Source organism: Geofilum rubicundum JCM 15548 (assembly GCF_000974365.1).
GTDB classification, from domain to species: domain Bacteria; phylum Bacteroidota; class Bacteroidia; order Bacteroidales; family Marinilabiliaceae; genus Geofilum; species Geofilum rubicundum.
On record NZ_BAZW01000025.1, the window covers coordinates 18,632 to 35,631 of the forward strand.

22 protein-coding genes are annotated in these 17,000 nt (G+C 45.3%); 16 read left to right on the forward strand and 6 right to left on the reverse strand.

Annotated elements, in window-relative coordinates; genetic code table 11:
* Position 1 precedes the first annotated feature (1 nt).
* Positions 2–499, reverse strand: a complete 498-nt coding sequence (locus tag JCM15548_RS11875; protein ID WP_062125605.1) for a NanQ anomerase/TabA/YiaL family protein — start codon at positions 497–499, stop codon at positions 2–4.
* Positions 500–1,037: 538 nt separating this feature from the next.
* Here JCM15548_RS11875 and kamA point away from each other — a divergent pair.
* From kamA to JCM15548_RS11895, 5 genes are all read left to right on the forward strand, one after another.
* Positions 1,038–2,363, forward strand: a complete 1,326-nt coding sequence (kamA, locus tag JCM15548_RS11880) for a lysine 2,3-aminomutase (protein ID WP_062125665.1) — start codon at positions 1,038–1,040, stop codon at positions 2,361–2,363.
* Entirely contained in the window at positions 2,350–3,114 is a 765-nt protein-coding gene (ablB, locus tag JCM15548_RS11885) for a putative beta-lysine N-acetyltransferase (RefSeq protein ID WP_227625747.1), read from the forward strand. Before kamA ends, ablB begins: the two co-directional genes overlap by 14 nt.
* A gap of 71 nt (positions 3,115–3,185) precedes the next feature.
* Entirely contained in the window at positions 3,186–3,791 is a 606-nt protein-coding gene (locus JCM15548_RS23965) for a sodium:solute symporter family protein (protein ID WP_262487018.1), read from the forward strand.
* Positions 3,740–4,591: a sodium:solute symporter family protein gene (locus JCM15548_RS23970; RefSeq protein WP_227625748.1), complete on the forward strand. Its 852-nt coding sequence runs from the start codon at positions 3,740–3,742 to the stop codon at positions 4,589–4,591. Before JCM15548_RS23965 ends, JCM15548_RS23970 begins: the two co-directional genes overlap by 52 nt.
* A 36-nt stretch (positions 4,592–4,627) precedes the next feature.
* Complete coding sequence (locus JCM15548_RS11895; protein ID WP_062125607.1) at positions 4,628–5,323, forward strand: GDSL-type esterase/lipase family protein; 696 nt, start codon at positions 4,628–4,630, stop codon at positions 5,321–5,323.
* Positions 5,324–5,327: 4 nt separating this feature from the next.
* Here the strand turns inward: JCM15548_RS11895 and JCM15548_RS11900 are convergent, their stop codons facing one another.
* The 3 genes from JCM15548_RS11900 to JCM15548_RS11910 form a co-directional block, all read right to left on the reverse strand.
* On the reverse strand, positions 5,328–5,825 hold the full coding sequence (locus JCM15548_RS11900; RefSeq protein WP_062125609.1) for a MarR family winged helix-turn-helix transcriptional regulator: 498 nt from the start codon (positions 5,823–5,825) through the stop codon (positions 5,328–5,330).
* Positions 5,826–5,837: 12 nt separating this feature from the next.
* Entirely contained in the window at positions 5,838–6,596 is a 759-nt protein-coding gene (locus tag JCM15548_RS11905) for an MBL fold metallo-hydrolase (RefSeq protein WP_062125611.1), read from the reverse strand.
* Between the two features lie 64 nt (positions 6,597–6,660).
* Positions 6,661–7,359, reverse strand: a complete 699-nt coding sequence (locus JCM15548_RS11910; RefSeq protein ID WP_062125613.1) for a B3/B4 domain-containing protein — start codon at positions 7,357–7,359, stop codon at positions 6,661–6,663.
* 114 nt (positions 7,360–7,473) lie between these two features.
* Here JCM15548_RS11910 and JCM15548_RS23975 point away from each other — a divergent pair, with 114 nt between their 5' ends.
* Positions 7,474–7,851, forward strand: a complete 378-nt coding sequence (locus JCM15548_RS23975) for an HAD family hydrolase (RefSeq protein WP_227625749.1) — start codon at positions 7,474–7,476, stop codon at positions 7,849–7,851.
* Positions 7,821–8,162 (forward strand): HAD family hydrolase, encoded by a 342-nt coding sequence (locus JCM15548_RS23980; protein ID WP_369403697.1) that lies wholly within the window; start codon positions 7,821–7,823, stop codon positions 8,160–8,162. The genes JCM15548_RS23975 and JCM15548_RS23980 overlap by 31 nt, the downstream gene beginning before the upstream one ends.
* Before the next feature lie 73 nt (positions 8,163–8,235).
* Here the strand turns inward: JCM15548_RS23980 and JCM15548_RS11920 are convergent, their stop codons facing one another.
* Complete coding sequence (locus tag JCM15548_RS11920; protein WP_062125615.1) at positions 8,236–8,628, reverse strand: secondary thiamine-phosphate synthase enzyme YjbQ; 393 nt, start codon at positions 8,626–8,628, stop codon at positions 8,236–8,238.
* Positions 8,629–8,791: 163 nt separating this feature from the next.
* On the opposite strand from JCM15548_RS11920, the gene JCM15548_RS11925 reads away from it, so the two are divergent.
* The 6 genes from JCM15548_RS11925 (at position 8,792) to JCM15548_RS11950 (ending at position 13,701) form a co-directional block, all read left to right on the forward strand.
* The gene (locus tag JCM15548_RS11925; RefSeq protein ID WP_062125667.1) at positions 8,792–9,409 is read left to right on the forward strand and encodes an SIS domain-containing protein; all 618 of its coding nucleotides are present in this window, start codon (positions 8,792–8,794) and stop codon (positions 9,407–9,409) included.
* Between the two features lie 6 nt (positions 9,410–9,415).
* Positions 9,416–10,948, forward strand: coding sequence for a phosphohexomutase domain-containing protein (locus tag JCM15548_RS11930; RefSeq protein ID WP_062125617.1), 1,533 nt, complete (start codon positions 9,416–9,418; stop codon positions 10,946–10,948).
* A 40-nt stretch (positions 10,949–10,988) separates the two neighbouring features.
* Positions 10,989–11,531, forward strand: coding sequence for a hydrolase (locus JCM15548_RS11935; protein WP_062125619.1), 543 nt, complete (start codon positions 10,989–10,991; stop codon positions 11,529–11,531).
* Positions 11,532–11,743: 212 nt separating this feature from the next.
* Entirely contained in the window at positions 11,744–12,697 is a 954-nt protein-coding gene (locus JCM15548_RS11940) for a PfkB family carbohydrate kinase (protein ID WP_062125621.1), read from the forward strand.
* A gap of 64 nt (positions 12,698–12,761) precedes the next feature.
* Complete coding sequence (locus tag JCM15548_RS11945; RefSeq protein WP_062125623.1) at positions 12,762–13,064, forward strand: LapA family protein; 303 nt, start codon at positions 12,762–12,764, stop codon at positions 13,062–13,064.
* On the forward strand, positions 13,048–13,701 hold the full coding sequence (locus JCM15548_RS11950; protein ID WP_062125625.1) for a WbqC family protein: 654 nt from the start codon (positions 13,048–13,050) through the stop codon (positions 13,699–13,701). The genes JCM15548_RS11945 and JCM15548_RS11950 overlap by 17 nt, the downstream gene beginning before the upstream one ends.
* A 60-nt stretch (positions 13,702–13,761) precedes the next feature.
* Here the strand turns inward: JCM15548_RS11950 and JCM15548_RS11955 are convergent, their stop codons facing one another.
* Positions 13,762–14,535 (reverse strand): C40 family peptidase, encoded by a 774-nt coding sequence (locus JCM15548_RS11955; RefSeq protein ID WP_062125627.1) that lies wholly within the window; start codon positions 14,533–14,535, stop codon positions 13,762–13,764.
* 295 nt (positions 14,536–14,830) lie between these two features.
* On the opposite strand from JCM15548_RS11955, the gene JCM15548_RS23985 reads away from it, so the two are divergent.
* From JCM15548_RS23985 to JCM15548_RS23990, 3 genes are read left to right on the forward strand one after another with little or no spacing between them, the layout of a single operon-like run.
* Complete coding sequence (locus tag JCM15548_RS23985; protein ID WP_227625750.1) at positions 14,831–14,980, forward strand: hypothetical protein; 150 nt, start codon at positions 14,831–14,833, stop codon at positions 14,978–14,980.
* A gap of 20 nt (positions 14,981–15,000) precedes the next feature.
* The gene (locus JCM15548_RS11960) at positions 15,001–16,428 is read left to right on the forward strand and encodes a hypothetical protein (protein WP_262487026.1); all 1,428 of its coding nucleotides are present in this window, start codon (positions 15,001–15,003) and stop codon (positions 16,426–16,428) included.
* A complete protein-coding gene (locus tag JCM15548_RS23990) occupies positions 16,398–16,964 on the forward strand; it encodes an HDIG domain-containing metalloprotein (protein ID WP_262487020.1) in 567 nt (188 codons plus the stop codon). The genes JCM15548_RS11960 and JCM15548_RS23990 overlap by 31 nt, the downstream gene beginning before the upstream one ends.
* Positions 16,965–17,000 lie beyond the last annotated feature (36 nt).

A 17,000-nucleotide genomic window follows, 5' to 3' on the forward strand; every position in this document is an offset into this window, starting at 1 on the left:
CTTAAAAAAAAAGCCGGCGATGCCGGCTTTTTTTTTCGGAGAAAGCTTTACTCCCCCCTAATTTGATGACCATTTTCTTCACTTTGTTGGGCTTTTCACCATGAACCAGAGCTTTGTGAATTTCTCCGGGAAAAAAGATAACAAAGCCACCTTCCGGAACAAAAACCTCGTGGCCACTCCCTTCAAATACAGAAATATCTTTTTCTGCATCATAAGGCGTGACCTCTTTCATATCTTCCTCCGCAGCAAAAAAGATCTTCTCCTCCCCTTCGGCCAGATAATGAATATCCAGATATTTTTCGTGCGACTCCCAAATACTGTCCTCAAAACCTTTGGTATCGCGTACCATACCATTGCCAAAAAGGTGCTCACCAATTAATTCTGTTTTCCCTTCCGGAAAATCCTCAGCTGTCACATTTTCCAGAAAATCAAATGCCTGTTCCATGGATGGATGCAGCATATAATAACGGGAAGCATTTTCAAGTGTATCTATAATCATATTTTTCATTATTTAATTGGTCGTAAAATTAAGAATAAAGCAGAATGAATACCACCCAAGGACAATAAAACTGGATTTTTATTTAAGAAGTTTGTAAATTGATATAAGCTTATATTAATAATTCGTACAGAATATAAATAAGTAGGCAAACACGTCATTAAACAAATCAATTGACAACATAAAACACTATTAATAAGCATTTTACATAAAAATACAGCTCAGTATTTCTATTTTAATGCGCTCTTTTAGAGTTAAATCGATATAAATATTACATCCATTATAAATCAGCTCCTTACAATCTCCGACACCCTTCCAGAGCCGGATATCGCCTCATAAAAGTTAAAATATTTAGTTATATTTGTCGTGCAGAACACATTTATGTTTCCAAAAACCCGTAAGCGGGCCATTAACAAACGACCTATCAATTACCGGGAGAGCAATCACAGCGAGAACCGGATGATCCATCATCCATCCATTTAATATTAAACCATTCAGGAAACATAAATCCCCGGCAAACATGGGTCACAACACAAAAACCATGGAAAAAATTTTCACGAAACACCAGGAAACAATCGCCCACAAGATTGAACCTAAATCACAGTTAAAGAATTGGCGTGACTGGAAATGGCACATGCGACATGCCATCAAAACAATTGATGAATTTGAAAATCTGACAGGCATCCAATTTTCAGCAGAAGAAAAGAAAAAGTTTGAAGAAACCCAGGATCGCTTTCCGCTTTCTATTACGCCGTACTACTTATCCCTCATAAAAAAAGAGAACTTCCGGCATGATCCGGTATACAAACAAGCCTTTTTAGACAACCGCGAATTAATCGTGGCCAATAGTGAAATGGGCGATCCCCTTTCAGAAGACCATGACAGTCCGGTCCCCGGCATCACCCACCGCTACCCCGACCGTGTTTTACTATTGGTAAGCAATGTTTGCGCCATGTACTGTCGTCACTGCACACGCAAGCGTAAAGTGGGCGATCGGGACTCTATTCCTGACAAAAGTCAAATTAAAGAAGGTATTCAATACATAAAAGACCATCCTCAGGTCAGAGATGTTCTGTTGTCAGGCGGTGACCCCTTTCTGCTTTCCGATGATTATCTCGACTGGATTTTAACAGAGTTAAGAGCCATTCCTCATGTTCAGGTTATCAGAATAGGAACGCGTACCCCGGTTGTACTCCCCTACCGCATCACCGACGACTTGGTGAACATGCTTAAAAAACACCACCCGCTGTGGATCAACACCCATTTTAACCACCCGCGTGAATTAACCACATCTGCCCGGGAAGCATTGACCAAACTGGCCGATGCCGGTATTCCATTGGGCAACCAGTCGGTACTTCTGGCCGATGTCAACGACTGCCCCAGAATCATGAAAGATTTGGTTCATAAACTGGTGATGAACCGCGTGCGTCCCTACTATTTGTACCAGTGTGATCTTTCGGAAGGATTGTCGCACTTCCGAACACCCGTTGGCAAGGGGATTGAAATAATGGAAAGTCTGATAGGCCACACCAGCGGTTTTGCCGTACCCACTTATGTCATTGATGCACCCGGGGGCGGTGGAAAAATTCCTGTCATGCCCAACTACATCATCTCCTGGAGTACCAACAAAGTGATTTTGAGAAACTACGAAGGGGTTATTACCTCTTACCAGGAACCTGATAAATACGAATCCACCATTTGCGACAGAAATTGTGACAAATGCAATCTCGAACTGGACGTAGCCGAAGGCGACGAAATGAATGCCATTGGTATTGAGCAATTGCTCTCTGATTATGATGACACCATATCACTCATCCCTTCCAATAACGAACGATACGAAAGACGAAACGAAGATGGACAAGATTGAAAACTGTGGTCAGTCCAGGATATCACATGGCTCAGAAAGCAGCCGTGTGTATCTGATGGATTTGCACCCGGCGGACTTTCCGCAAATAATTGAAAAGTTAGATAAAATTGCTGCTGAAGGCAGGTACACCAAGCTATTTGCCAAGGTGGCGGCCAAATACGGACCGGCCTTCCTGAATGCAGGATATGTGATTGAAGCATTGGTTCCCGAATTCTATGGCGGCCAAGAAGACGCCCTCTTTTTAATGAAATACACGGATGCCGAAAGGCAAAAGCCGGAAGCGAAAGAACTGGAAGCCTTTCAGCAATTATTGCTGGAGCCGGTTGAATTTGAGCCGACCCCCATCGATAATGCCTACAAACTGCGACCACTAAATGAAAGCGATGCAGAGGCCATGGTTCCGGTCTTCAAACAGGTTTTCTCCACCTATCCCTTTCCCATTTATGATCCGGCCTTTTTAATTCAAAGCATGCGTGAAGACGGTACCCGTTACTTCGGAGCCTTTTGTGAAGGCGCCTTGATTGCCATCAGCTCTGCCGAATGCAACGATGTAAAAAAGAATGCCGAGATGACGGATTTTGCCGTGCTCCCCACCCACCGGGGCAAAAGACTGGCCGTGCACTTACTCACATTTATGGAGGAAGAACTGACCAAAGACGGTTTTAAAACATTTTACACCATTGCCCGACTTCACTCTCTGCCCATGAACAAAACCTTCTATAATCTGGCTACAAATACGCCGGCACATTGACCCGCAACACGCAAATAGCCGGAAAAATAGAGAGCATGAACGTTTGGTGGAAAAGCGCAAAATAAGAGCATATGCATTGGATTGATTTGAGTATTGTGGTGGTTTACTTTGCCATAATGCTGTTGATTGGATTTTGGTTTCACAGAAAAAACAACAATACCGAAGACTATTTTGTAGGAAGTCGCCAGATGACCAAATGGCATTTGGGGCTCTCCGTAGTCGCCACCGATGTCGGTGGCGGATTTTCCATCGGTTTGGGTGGACTGGGTTTTGTAATGGGACTGGCAGGATCATGGATTCTGTTTACCGGTCTCATTGGTGCCTGGTTAACAGCAGTGGTGCTCATCCCCAAAGTGCATAAAACGGGATTGGCTAACGGACTACAGACTTTTCCGGAAATACTCAAACACAATTATGGAAAAACGGTGGCTTTGGCCGCCGCCATTATATCGGCCATTGGTTACATGGGCTTTACCGCCAGTCAGGTGCTGGCCGGTGCCAAACTGACCTCAGCCACTTTTGTGGGGGTCAACATCCCGGAAGCAGTCCTGATAATGGGGGCTATTGCAGTGGTTTACACCGCATTGGGCGGTATAAAAGCAGTCATCTATACAGACACCGTTCAGTGGATCATTTTGCTTTCGGGATTGTCGCTGGTTGCGTCCCCTATGCCCTGAAAGCGCTTGGGGGCTGGGAGGCCGCCAAATTGTTCCTCAGTGCTGAAATGCTACAGTTGAGCAATGTAAAAATCAGCACCCTTATCAACTGGACCTTCTCCATCATTCCCATTTGGTTCATAGGCATGACCCTGTACCAGCGCATATTTGCGGCCAAATCGGCCAAAGAAGCCAAGCGCGCCTGGTTCATTGCGGGCCTGTTCGAATATCCATTCATGGCTTTTCTGGGGGTCTTTTTGGGCATGCTGGCCAAAGCAGCATTTGCTTCAGGCATTATTCCGGCAGCAGAAATGGCCATGGCCGACAATGAATCTGCCATGCCACTCATGCTTAAGCATGTATTGCCCATTGGCGCTTTGGGCTTGATTATGGCGGCCTACTTTTCTGCGATTCTGTCGACGGCCGACAGCTGCCTGATGGCGGCATCCGGTAACATCAGCCGGGATCTTTTCAACTACAAAAAATCCAAAAATGCCCTCAAAGTTGTTCAGTGGATGACCCTCATCATCGGCATTCTGGCCATTGCGGTGGCCCTATACGTCCCCTCCGTTCTTGAACTGATGTTGCTCTCGTACGGCTTTATGGTGAGTGGACTCATGGCACCGGTCCTGGGCTTCCTGCTGTTCAAAAAGCCCTCCCGGAAAGCTGCCATCGCTTCCATGATCGCAGGCAGTGCCACCTTGCTGGTCCTTCAAATTACAGGATTCCGGTTGCCCTGGGAACTTGACGCAGTCGTACCGGCATTAAGTCTGTCCTTACTGTTGATGTTATTGGTTCAAATGATGGGTCAAAAAGATTGAAATTTTTCCTACTTTTGAATACTAATTTACATTCAAATGAAACAGAAAAACCTCCTTAAAGCCCTAATTGTGGCTTTTGTTTTAGTGACGGCTGCCTGCCAACAGTCCCATAAGGGCATTGTGGATGTCAGACAGTACAACCAGCCGGTGAAAGTGGCCTGTGTGGGCAACAGTATTACCTTTGGCGCAGGCATTGAGCACCGCGACAGCCTGAGTTACCCGGCCCAACTGCAGCGTATGCTCGGTGAAAATTGGGAAGTACAAAATTTTGGGGTAAGTGCCCGTACGCTGATGAGCAGTGGTGATCTGCCCTACATCCAAGAACCGGATTACCAGTCGGCACTGGACTTTGATCCCGATGTCGTGCTTATTAAATTGGGAACCAACGATACCAAACCGCATAACTGGCAGCACAGTTCATCTTTTAAGGAGGACTACAAAAAACTGATCGCCTCTTTTCAGGCCCTGCCCTCCCAACCCATTGTGGTTTTGTTAAAAGCCGTACCGGCCTTCCCCGAGCGTTGGGGTATTAGCGACAGCACCATTGTGCACGGACTTAACCCCATGGTGGAAGAACTGGCTCAGGAACTCCATTTACCCTGCATTGATTTATACACGCCCATGATGGGGCGTGATACCCTGTTTCCCGATCAGATTCATCCCAATGCCGAAGGAGCGGGCATAATGGCCCACACCATCTATGAAGCATTAACGGGCCGGACGGTCGAATAGGCCACTACTCCAGGGGAGACAAGCCGTCTCCCTCATACAGCCCGTCCGCCGATATCACCGGGAATTCTTCAGACTCTTCAATTTCAAGCATTTCAATCAACTGGCCAAGGATATCGGACATATGGGCCAATTCATCAGAAGTCATACTTTTTAATTTTGATGCCAGACGCTGCTGAAGCAGGTCTGGCGTCCTTTCAAGCAGCTTATCCCCGGCGGACGTCAGGGTTATGTGTGTAACACGCTTGTCGCCCGATTTGGGCAGGCGTGCCAACAGTCCGTTTTTTTCCAGGCGACCAATAATCCCTGTCACCGTGCTGGAATTTAAGTTCAGATGTTCACGAATGGCCCGTTGCGTCGCCTGATAGTTGGGGGATGATTTAAGAAATTCCAAACATAAAATCTGGGGAATACTGACCCCGAAATCCTTTTGCACTTTTTTGGATTCCAGATTGATGGAACGCACAATGCGCCGAACCTTTATAAGAATACTTTTATAATCCATGGATACGCTTTTCTACAAACTAAACACATCACCTACCGCATATCGATTGGTGACCCTCACACTAAAACGATCTTCCAGCGTTTGAAAGGCAGCAGCAGCAATATCGGGGCGGTTGTTTTCCTCGGAGAGGTGGGATAAATAGACCACCTGCAGTTCGGCATGATGGTTCTGGGCCAACAATTCAAATGCCTGGGCATTTGAAAGATGTCCTTTATCTCCGGCCACCCGTACCTTCAGGTGCTGGGGATAGGGTCCCGACCAAAGCATTTCTTCATCGTAATTCGATTCCAGAAACAAGGCATGGCACAAGGCCAGTTCACGGGTAACATTGTCACAAGGCGTGCCGATATCAGTGAATACCCCCACATTTTTCCCCTCAAATTCAATTCTAAAACTACAGGGCTCCGCTGCATCGTGGTTCTTTGTAAAACTATGCACCTTAAAACCGCCTATTTCAATGGTGGCACCAGCTTCAAATAAAAGGATTTTTTGGGGCCGGTTGGGCCCCCAGCTTTTGTCGTATGATTTCTGCGTCATGTATACCGGAAGGTCCAATTTATTGCTCAACACGCGTACCCCTCTGAAATGGTCACCATGTTCATGAGATATAAAAATGGCCCGTAATTTTTCAGGGTTTAAACCCTTTTGCGCCATACGTTCCAGCACCTGGCGCCGACTGATTCCTACATCCACCAAAATGGCATCGCTTCCATTGCCTATGTAATAGCAGTTTCCATTGCTCCCCGATGCCAACGCACATATTTCCAACATATATATTATTGTCTGTGGTCTGATTACACCGCACACCGCCCATGCAATCCTTCCGTTATTATTCCTATTGTAACTCTTTTTTTGCGGCCCCTTTGCCCTGCCAACCCACCGTCATTTCCTTAACGCCACCCAGCTCTACCAACAATTTTTCAGCATACTCCAGCGCCCCATTCAATGGCTCATCCATTTTTTCAAAAGCAGGAAATACCATCAAAAACTTTCGCGTATCCCCGGTTACCATGGTCCGCACAGAATCACTTGTCGAGGTGCCAAAAGCTCCTGTTTCATCCCTGAACACCGGAAGGTTTTCAATGTTCAGTTCCCCCCGGCCAATGCCCCGATAGGGCTCCTGGTTACGCCCCAACCCAAAAGTGACAGATCCCTGAATTTTATCCCCGTCGTATCCGCCAATGGAAAAGCCGGTGGCCACCGAAACCATATTGAGTATATCCACCATGTTGTTCACGTGGTAGAGCCCCTTGCCCGATGCCAAACGACGCAACAAACTTTCAGCCGCCGGCCGGTAACGGTTGGGATCCTTTCCCATTTTGCGGTAGGCATTTTTGGTCATTTCCACCACCGGGTGTCGCCGAATCGATTCGGGTGTCAGATCCGGTACCAACTTATCGCATAATTCTTGCATCTCCTCCTTTAATTCACCGTCCGAAGGGGTCACTTCTACCCCGGCCAAAATACAGCCAATGGTTAAATCGGGAAACAAATCACTTAACTCTGGTTGAATATCAATTTTCAAAGCACTCATATACTGTAGTTTATTCTAAACCTGGTTGCGCCAGCTATCACGGTCTGCAGGGAGGTTATATTGAACGATTCAAAATTAAGTAAAAAAACGCCTTTTTTTCGCATCTTTGCACACATGATACACCATACGATTATTCCAGACACACTAAAGGCCGTCTTCTTTGATATGGACGGCGTTTTATATGACTCCATGACCAACCATGCCCAGACATGGGTAGAGAGTTTTCAGGCGGCCGGCATCAGCTTTCCGGCTTATGATGCCTATCTCAACGAAGGACGTACCGGACCATCAACCATAGAGGTCGCTTTTGAGAAATACGCTCATCGCCCGGCCACTGAAGCTGACATTCAAAAAATATACGACCATAAAACAGAATTGATGCAATCAGCACCCACTCCCGGGATAATGCCGGGCATGCAAAATGTTGTGCAACAAACCATGCAGCCGGATTCCGTGTCATTGTGGTCACCGGTTCCAAGCAGCCTTCCCTGATATCCCGATTGAAAAAGGACTTCAATATCGAAGACGAAAATGTAGTTAGCGGTTTTGATGTCAAAAAAGGTAAACCAGATCCGGAACCTTACCTGATGGCACTGAAAAAGGCCAATTGCGAGGCTGGAGAGGCGCTGGTCATAGAAAATGCCCCCTTGGGTGTGGAAGCCTCCTGCGGAGCGGGCATTACCACCATCGCTGTGAATACGGGTATTCTGGAAGCCGAAATTCTTTCCAGGGCAGGCGCCGGCATGGTATTAAGCGGCACTCAGGAATTGGCTGATAACTGGAAAAGTCTGATCAGACAGTAGTAACCGTAAGCAAACCACACATGGCTTGGGTCACGAAATGACCAGCGAGCCTAATGTCACCCATAAACCGTTATCACAACCTTTCGGGGGCCCCGTAATTTCGGAATTCACAGAGATAAATTCCCTGCCACATCCCCAGGGCCATTCGGCCATTGGTAATAGGAATGGTGAGCGACTGGCCCATTAGGGACGATTTAACATGCGCCGGCATATCATCCGATCCTTCCATGGTATGCTTATAGTAACTCATGTTCTCAGGCACCAAACGGTTCATGATGCTCTCAAAATCCTCTCTGACCGTTGGATCTACGTTCTCATTGAGCGATAGAGCAGCAGATGTGTGCTGAATAAAAATATTCACCAAACCAGTTTGTGGTAATTGAGACAATTCGGATTCAATATAGTTGGTGATTAAATGAAAACCCCTTCCCAGTTCAGGAAGCTTTATGGAATATTGCTGAATCATATACGTAAAAATTATTCAATCAAATATACATCAATTTTTGCAAGGCGAAAAAAGGCACTTAAAATATGATGTCGCATCCGGACCCGTTCTCGCTATTTTTTTGATACATTTGTACGTAAATTACAATTTTCAGGAGATTAAACCACCCATTTTAAAATTCAAAATGATACTTGAAGAGATAAAATCATTACTGGCCACCGAAGCTGAAGCCATTAAAAACATTCCCGTGAACGATGAATTTGGAAAAGCCCTCGACATCATTCATGAACAGGTACATCAGAAAAAGGGAAAGCTCATAACCAGTGGAATGGGCAAGGCTGGCCAAATTGCCATCAACATGGCTACGACTTTTAGCAGTACCGGCACACCTGCTGTTTTCCTCCACCCCTCAGAAGCGCAACATGGTGATTTGGGGGTCATTCAGGAAAACGATGTCATGTTGCTCATCTCCAATTCAGGCAAAACACGCGAAATCATTGAATTGGTTGAATTGGCCAGAGGCTTAAGACCCCATGTCCGCTTCATTGTCATCACCAGCATTAAGGAATCCCTGTTGGCCGAGGCTGCTGAAGCTACGCTACACACAGGAAATCCCCAGGAAGTCTGTGCCCTTGGACTCACACCCACCACATCTACCACCACCATGACTGTCATTGGTGATATTTTGGTGGTTTTATTAATGAAACGTATCGGCTTCACCAACCATGATTACTCCTTGCGTCACCATGGAGGGTATTTAGGTGACAAATCGCGAAAAGCGGCAAGCCTGGACAAAAAATAACCAATTATGAATTACATCAACTGGAAAGCATTGCAAAACGGATCTGACATTCGCGGCGTTGCCATGAAAAGCGTCGCCAATGAGAGCGTCAATCTGACCCCCGAAGTGGTGGCCCGACTGGGAGAATCATTCGTGGGTTGGCTACGCAAAAAAAACGCCCAAAAAAAGTTGAAAATTTCTGTGGGAACGGACCCAAGACTTTCAGGGCCCACGCTCAAAACCGCCCTTGCTGAGGCATTAAAACAATGTGGTGTTGATGTATACGATTATGGTCTGGCATCCACGCCCGCCATGTTTATGAGCACCGTCATGGGACAAACACCTGTTGATGCGGCCATCATGCTCACGGCCAGCCACCTGCCTTCGAACCGTAACGGACTGAAATTTTATACCTCTGAAGGCGGATTGGAAAGAAGTGACATCACGGAAATTTTAACCCTTGCTGAGAGCGGGGAAGACTTTAAAGAGTCTGATCATGGAAAAATTGGTGAGCATGATTTCATGACGGAATATGCCCAACATTTCATAAATTTGGTTCGTGAACAGGTGAATCATCCGGATCATTACAACGAACCACTTAAAGGATTGAGCATTGCTGTGGATGCGGGCAATGGTGCCGGCGGATTTTATGCCACCAAGGTACTGAAACCCCTGGGGGCTGACATTTCAGCCAGTCAGTTCCTCCAACCGGATGGCCGCTTCCCCAATCACATTCCCAATCCAGAAGACGAAATGGCCATGGCCTCTATTGTGCGCCAAGTCAAAGAAAACAAAGCTGATTTGGGCATCATTTTCGATACAGATGTGGATCGCGCTGCCCTTGTAGCTCAGGACGGTTCACCCATTAACAGAAATCAACTGATCGCCCTTATTTCGGCGGTGGTACTTGAAGAGCATCCCGGATCAACCATTGTAACGGATTCGATAACATCGAACGGACTGGCATGGTTTATCAATGAGCACTTAAAAGGTAAGCACCACCGTTTTCAGCGTGGTTACAAAAATGTCATCAACGAAGCCATTCGCCTCAACAAGGAAGGTCAGGAATGTTGGCTGGCCATTGAAACATCAGGTCACGCCGCCCTCAAAGAAAATCATTTCATGGATGATGGCGCCTATCTCGTGACAAAGCTCATCATTACCATGGCCAAGGTCCGCAAGCAAGGCAAACGCCTGGTTAACCTCATTGAGAAACTGCCCTTGCCGGTTCAGAGCAGCGAAATAAGAATCGGCATCAATGACCCCAATTTTAAAGAAATTGGCGAAAAAGTCATTACCGATCTGGGCCTGCTGGCCGGGAACAGACATGGATGGGATATTGCACCCGATAATTATGAGGGGGTTCGTATTCATTGCAAACATCCCCTTCAAAAAGGCTGGTTTCTGCTTCGCATGTCGCTTCATGATCCGGTTCTGCCCCTCAATATTGAATCAGAAGTGGAGGGTGGAATGGAAGAAAACGTTCAACTGCTTAAGGAATTTTTTGCCAACTATGACAAGCTCGACTTAAGCGGCTTCAGAGATATTAAATACAAATAGCTGTTTATTCCTCAACAAGAAACCGGAAAGAGAAAAGATTATGAGACTATTAAAAGAAAAATCAGTGGCCATTGTTGTAGATGTTCAGGAACGCCTCTTCCCACATATTCATGAGCACCAACACTTGGCTAAAAATCTTCAGATACTTATTTCAGGCTTGCAACAATTAGAGGTGCCCATAAAAGTCACCGAACAATACCGAAAAGGCCTAGGAGATACCATTCCCGAAATAAAATCCCTGTTGGGTGATGTTTGGAACACCGAAAAGATGGCTTTTAGCTGCTGCGATGAACCGGCCTTTCTGAGCGAAATAGAAAGCAATCCGAAACAATTCGTCATTCTGGCAGGCATTGAATCCCACATTTGTGTCTTACAGACAGCCATCGACCTAAAAGAAAATGGTTTTCATCCGGTAGTGGTGGAAGACTGTGTGGCATCCCGTCATCCCGATAATAAGCGAATAGCCATTAACCGCATGTTACAGGAAGGCATTACGGTTACCAGCTACGAATCGCTGTTGTTTGAATTGTGCCGGTATGCCGGAAGTGATGCATTTAAGGCCATCTCCAAACTGGTAAAATAATCTTTTTTAGAATTGAAAATCAGTTACAGAGGCATAACCTACTGAATATAACAGCTTTATCCCCTAACAACCTATTAACTTCATGACCTATTGACCTAACGATCCCGCCATGCGGGACCTCAAGCCTTAGGTGCAGTTCCGATTTTTCGGAAGCGCTTCGCTTGCCTCTCAACCTAACGACCTATCAATCTATCAACCTAACGACCTATTAAATGAGAAAAATATACGGAATTGGGGAAGCTTTGCTGGATGTTATCTTCAAAGAGAACCAGCCCATTGGAGCCACGGCCGGCGGCAGCACCTTAAATGCCATCGTATCATTGGGTCGTATGGGCTACCGCCCCTACCTTATCAGCGAAATTGGGGACGACCGCATAGGAGATATCATTGATGATTTTCTTTTGAAAAATGGGATTTCCGACAAGTACCTCTTTCGTCGAAAAGGAAATCGCTCCCCCTTGGCCCTGGCCTTTTTGGATGAAAACAATGATGCCGAGTATGAGATTTTCAAAGATTATGCGGCTCAGGCTTTGCACGAAGAATTTCCGCCTTTTGAAGAAAACGACATTGTCGTTTTCGGCTCCTTCTTTTCAATTAACCCGGCGTTCAGGCCCCAACTGGTCAAATACTTAAATGCCGCCAGAGACAAAGGAGCCATTATTGTCTATGATCCCAATTACCGCAATCACCATGCGCATAAGCGCGACCAAATGCAGGCCGCTTTAGAAGAAAACTTTTCACTGGCCCATATTGTTCGGGGCAGCAATGAAGATTTTAAGAACATATACGGACTGGATGACATCCATGAAATGGCCCATAAAATAAGGTCATTCTGTCCCAATGTCATTATTACGGCCAATTCACGGGGAACCTATCTGAACACGCCCAACTTCGGGCAATGGTACCCTTCCTTGCCCATCGAACCGGTCAGCACGATAGGAGCCGGCGACAATTTCAATGCTGGTATTATACATGGCTTAATGCACAACCAGGTGGACACATCCACGATCAACCGGTTAAGCGAGGGGCAATGGCGTCAAATAATTGCACCTGCCGTGTCCTTTGCGTCCAAGGTTTGTTGTTCACTGGAAAACTATGTACCCAAAAAGTATGGTGAGGATTTGCCCCATGATTTGGAAAAATATTTTGCACTAATGGACCAATAAGCAGATATTAAATCCAATAAATCTTCTTAAATTGCTTCAACACCAAACCAAAAATTGTAATATCATGACAGTATTAAGAAAGAAAGTCCAGTTCTCGTTCTGGATATTTATAATTCTGGCTGTTTTGCTGGTCATTTTCTCGGTTCAAAACTCAGAAGCCATTGGCGTACGTGTGTTTTTGTGGAATGTTGAAGTTTCCCTGGCCATTTTACTCATTGGGACTTTCCTCACCGGTCTGGTTACCGGCGCGCTTTATGCCTATCGAAAGTTCCTGCCTGATGCCAAAGAAGTGGAAAAGGATAAGGAGCAAAAGAAAGAAAACTTGTATGATCCCATGTCACCCAATTACATTGAAAAAGATTTTTAGTTCCGCTCTGTTTGCACCCGTACACTATTTTGCTCATTTGGCTGCCTGCTCCCAGGCGGTCATTGAGCTGCATTGTCATTATTCAAGACAGTCGTACCGCAACAGATACGTCATATACGGCGCCAATGGTCCAATGCCTTTAACCGTACCGGTAGTGAAAGAATCCGGAAAAAAAACAGCCACCAAAGAGGTCCGGGTATCCTATGATACCCCCTGGAACGAAGTCCATTGGAAATCCATTGAAGCAGCATACAATTCCTCGCCCTACTATCTTTATTACAAAGACGATATTGAACCGCTTTTCACCAAAAAATGGGATTTACTGAGTGACCTGAACGCTGAAGCACTTCGCATAACCATGGAGTGTACCGGTGTGGATACCCCCATTACCTATAGCCGGGAATACCATTCCGGAAATACTGAAATGTTAGATTTAAGAGAAGTCATTCACCCCAAAAAGGACTTTCATACGGATAAGCAATTTTTGCCCCGGCAATACCGACAAGTCTTTGGCATAGAGAAACCCTTTGTTCCCAATTTAAGTATTCTGGATTTGATTTTTAATAAAGGCCCCGAATCACTGTTGGTATTGCGCGACAGCCTTACTGTTATAAACCATAATGGTCGGCCAATATAACAATTACCACAAGCAAAACCAAAGAATCCCCTTCTGCTAAAACGACAATGGTAGATTCAATTATTCAATGATGCGTTTAAGCACCCGAAGGTGGTGGGTGTATTTTCGCCGTTCCCGGCAAAAAATGCCCTGATGGTCGAGGTGATCCATCCGAACTTCACCGCTGGCATGTAAAATGCGGCCCTGCCCCAGACAGATACCAACATGCACAATGGCCCCTTCTTCGTTATCAAAAAATGCCAAATCTCCTGCTCTGGCCTCCTCTACAAAGGAAATCATTCTTCCGTATTCCATTTGTTGCGAAGCATTACGGGGTAAATTATGGCCCATTATCTTAAACACCACCTGGGTCAATCCGGAACAATCTATACCAAAAAAAGTGCGTCCCCCCCAAAGGTAGGGCGTATTTAAAAAGCCTTTGGCCACCTCTTCCAAATCCGGTTTGCGATCAGGCAAAGCGCTCTGCAGGTAATATTCACGGTTCCCAATGGTAAAAGAATTACGATCCTCGCCATTGAAATAAAGTCGACTACCGGCAGAAATCAATTGAACAGATTTATAGGGCTCGCGTATCAGCCTCACAAACGGGGTACTCACCAACAACCCCTGCGCACTGTTCCATCTTTCTATTTCCAGAGCGCTTGAAGGGATAACATATTTCTCATCCACCCATCCCTCATACCCATCCAGATCCAACCGGACGCGTTTCCAATTCTTAACCTCCTCCAAAACAAAGAACACCTCACCAAACAAGATCTGCGTTTCAAGCTCAGCTTGTTCCTCCGGCAACCTCCTCACAGGAATAGCACTAAACGGACTAATAGAACCAGTCATAAAACCTTCAAATTAACATTAGCACAAAGTATACTTATAATTACCACCACTTTACCAGAATCGCTTCCTTCAAAATACGGCATTTAAAGATATATAAAAAGAAAATGACACAAACGATTTCGATCAGACCTTCTATCAAGGAAAAGTGGTATTCTACCAAAAAGAATTATTTTTGACACGTCAAACACATTATAAATTATCCATTCAGGAAGTATTGGTTTGATAATGGCAAAGACCCTGAAAATGTGTTTTATTATAACTTTTATAGTACATTAGCACACAAAGACTGAACCATATGATAGATACAGTAAAAAAATACTCCAGATCCATCAACCGCATTTTACTTTTTGTGGCGGCCATTGCCATGGTCGTTTATATATTTCCCCGTCAGGAAAATTTCAATACGAATACGCCAAAGGCAAACCCTGGAAACACGCCACCTTAATCGCTCCTTTTGATTTTCCCATTTATAAAACACCAGCCGAATTAAAGGTAGAACGAGAGAATGCCTTAAAAAATTTCAAGCCCTATTTTACCTTTCAGGCGAATCAGGAGGATAATTTTGTGGATGAATTTGAAAGGGAGTACAATGCCGATAGGGCAAGACTCCTTTCCAAATACCAATTTCTGACCGATCCCTTGCCAGGCAATGCAGATTTCAATCTGTACTCAGGCATCCGGGTACATGCCAAAAAAGTCATCACCAATATTTATGAAAAAGGCGTCATTTCCCTGCCCGAAGAGTACCAGGGGAAACCATCCTCCATGGTGATCATGCTTATCAAAAACAATTTTGCAGAACCCTATGAACTGGGTGAGTTCTATACATATCAGGCAGCCTACCGACACTTATCATCCGAACTCACCAAATACATTAACAATCGCTCAACGGCCAATCCCGAAGATATAGACCGGTTTATCAGCGACATGCAGCTCAACCGCTATCTGGAATCCAATCTGATTTTTGAATCAGAGCGATCCGAACAGGAAAAGGAGGTCCTGCTTCAAAACATTAGTCTCACCAGTGGCATTGTGGTGTCGGGACAACGCATAATTGATACCGGAGAACTGATTACAGAAGACACCGGTAAGATTCTGGACTCTCTCAAATTGGAATATGAAGCCAGTCTGGGCAAAGGCGTGAGTCAGTATTTCATATTATTGGGACAAGGATTCATCGTTACGCTTTTGTTTATCATCATCTTCTTTTTCCTTTATTTCTTTCGGGAAGATGTTTACAATAAGCTGTCATCGGTACTTTTCCTTCTGCTGATGGTCGTATCCATGATTACCTTGGCACAAGTAGCCTACCGGGCTGACACTTTTCCCATTTACATCATTCCTTTTGCCATATTGCCCATCATCATCCGGATCTTTTTCGATTCCCGGCTGGCTTTCTTTCTGCATGTAACCACCATTCTGATGGCTGCCTTTTTTGCGCGCAACAGTTTCGAATTTGTCATCATGCAAATTCCGGCAGGACTCACCTCCATGTTCAGTCTGTACCGGATGGTTCGTCGTTCTCAGCTTATAAGGGCTGCCCTTTTGATCATCCTGACCTATTCACTGTTTTATGCAGCACTCTCGCTTTGGCAGGAAGGGGATATCAGCCGAATAGACCACAACATGTTTTTGCAGTTCTTCATCAATGGCGGTTTACTGCTGTTGGTTTATCCTTTAATCTATATTTTTGAGAAGCTTTTTGGATTTTTGTCAGACGTCACACTGGTAGAGTTAGCGGATACCAATCACCCGGTTCTTCGTCGACTGGCAGAAAAAGCACCGGGAACCTTTCAGCACTCCATTCAAGTCGCAACCTGGCCCAGGAGGCCGTCTACAAAATTGGAGGCAATCCCTTGCTGGTGCGTGCAGGTGCCATGTATCACGACATAGGCAAGCTTGGTTCCCCCATTTTCTTTACTGAAAATCAAAACAATGGCCTCAATCCGCATGAAAAAATGCCTTATGACGAAAGTGCGCAAATAGTCATCCACCACATTGAAAGTGGTATAAAGATGGCACAGAAGGAAAAATTGCCCCGTCAAATCATCGATTTTATTGCCACGCATCAGGGAACCATGCAGACCAAATATTTTTACAATTCCTTCATCAACCAAAACCCGGATGAGGACGTGGATATTAGCATGTTCAGCTATCCCGGACCTACGCCATTCACCAAAGAAACGGCTGTTTTAATGATGGCCGACTCGGTAGAAGCGGCCTCCCGCAGCCTCAAAAGCTATACAGATGATGAAATTGACCGCTTGGTGGAAAATATTATCAACAGCCAGATAGCCGAGGACCAATTCATAGAGGCCCCCATTACCTTTAAAGAAATTTCACAGGTAAAAGATATTTTTAAGCAGAAGCTTAAAAATATTTACCACGCACGCATCGAGTATCCTGAATTAAAAAAGAAGAAAAAGTAAAAAAAAAGACCGGTATGAACCGGTCTTTTTTTTGGA

Excerpts from the sequence above, each read along its gene's own strand:
- JCM15548_RS11875 (WP_062125605.1), bottom strand. The coding sequence starts at position 499 with ATGATTATAGATACACTTGAAAATGCTTCCCGTTATTATATGCTGCAT.
- kamA (WP_062125665.1), top strand. The coding sequence starts at position 1,038 with ATGGAAAAAATTTTCACGAAACACCAGGAAACAATCGCCCACAAGATT.
- ablB (WP_227625747.1), top strand. The coding sequence starts at position 2,350 with ATGGACAAGATTGAAAACTGTGGTCAGTCCAGGATATCACATGGCTCA.
- JCM15548_RS23965 (WP_262487018.1), top strand. The coding sequence starts at position 3,186 with ATGCATTGGATTGATTTGAGTATTGTGGTGGTTTACTTTGCCATAATG.
- JCM15548_RS11895 (WP_062125607.1), top strand. The coding sequence starts at position 4,628 with ATGAAACAGAAAAACCTCCTTAAAGCCCTAATTGTGGCTTTTGTTTTA.
- JCM15548_RS11900 (WP_062125609.1), bottom strand. The coding sequence starts at position 5,825 with ATGGATTATAAAAGTATTCTTATAAAGGTTCGGCGCATTGTGCGTTCC.
- JCM15548_RS11905 (WP_062125611.1), bottom strand. The coding sequence starts at position 6,596 with ATGTTGGAAATATGTGCGTTGGCATCGGGGAGCAATGGAAACTGCTAT.
- JCM15548_RS11910 (WP_062125613.1), bottom strand. The coding sequence starts at position 7,359 with ATGAGTGCTTTGAAAATTGATATTCAACCAGAGTTAAGTGATTTGTTT.
- JCM15548_RS23975 (WP_227625749.1), top strand. The coding sequence starts at position 7,474 with ATGATACACCATACGATTATTCCAGACACACTAAAGGCCGTCTTCTTT.
- JCM15548_RS11920 (WP_062125615.1), bottom strand. The coding sequence starts at position 8,628 with ATGATTCAGCAATATTCCATAAAGCTTCCTGAACTGGGAAGGGGTTTT.
- JCM15548_RS11925 (WP_062125667.1), top strand. The coding sequence starts at position 8,792 with ATGATACTTGAAGAGATAAAATCATTACTGGCCACCGAAGCTGAAGCC.
- JCM15548_RS11930 (WP_062125617.1), top strand. The coding sequence starts at position 9,416 with ATGAATTACATCAACTGGAAAGCATTGCAAAACGGATCTGACATTCGC.
- JCM15548_RS11935 (WP_062125619.1), top strand. The coding sequence starts at position 10,989 with ATGAGACTATTAAAAGAAAAATCAGTGGCCATTGTTGTAGATGTTCAG.
- JCM15548_RS11940 (WP_062125621.1), top strand. The coding sequence starts at position 11,744 with ATGAGAAAAATATACGGAATTGGGGAAGCTTTGCTGGATGTTATCTTC.
- JCM15548_RS11945 (WP_062125623.1), top strand. The coding sequence starts at position 12,762 with ATGACAGTATTAAGAAAGAAAGTCCAGTTCTCGTTCTGGATATTTATA.
- JCM15548_RS11955 (WP_062125627.1), bottom strand. The coding sequence starts at position 14,535 with ATGACTGGTTCTATTAGTCCGTTTAGTGCTATTCCTGTGAGGAGGTTG.
- JCM15548_RS23985 (WP_227625750.1), top strand. The coding sequence starts at position 14,831 with ATGATAGATACAGTAAAAAAATACTCCAGATCCATCAACCGCATTTTA.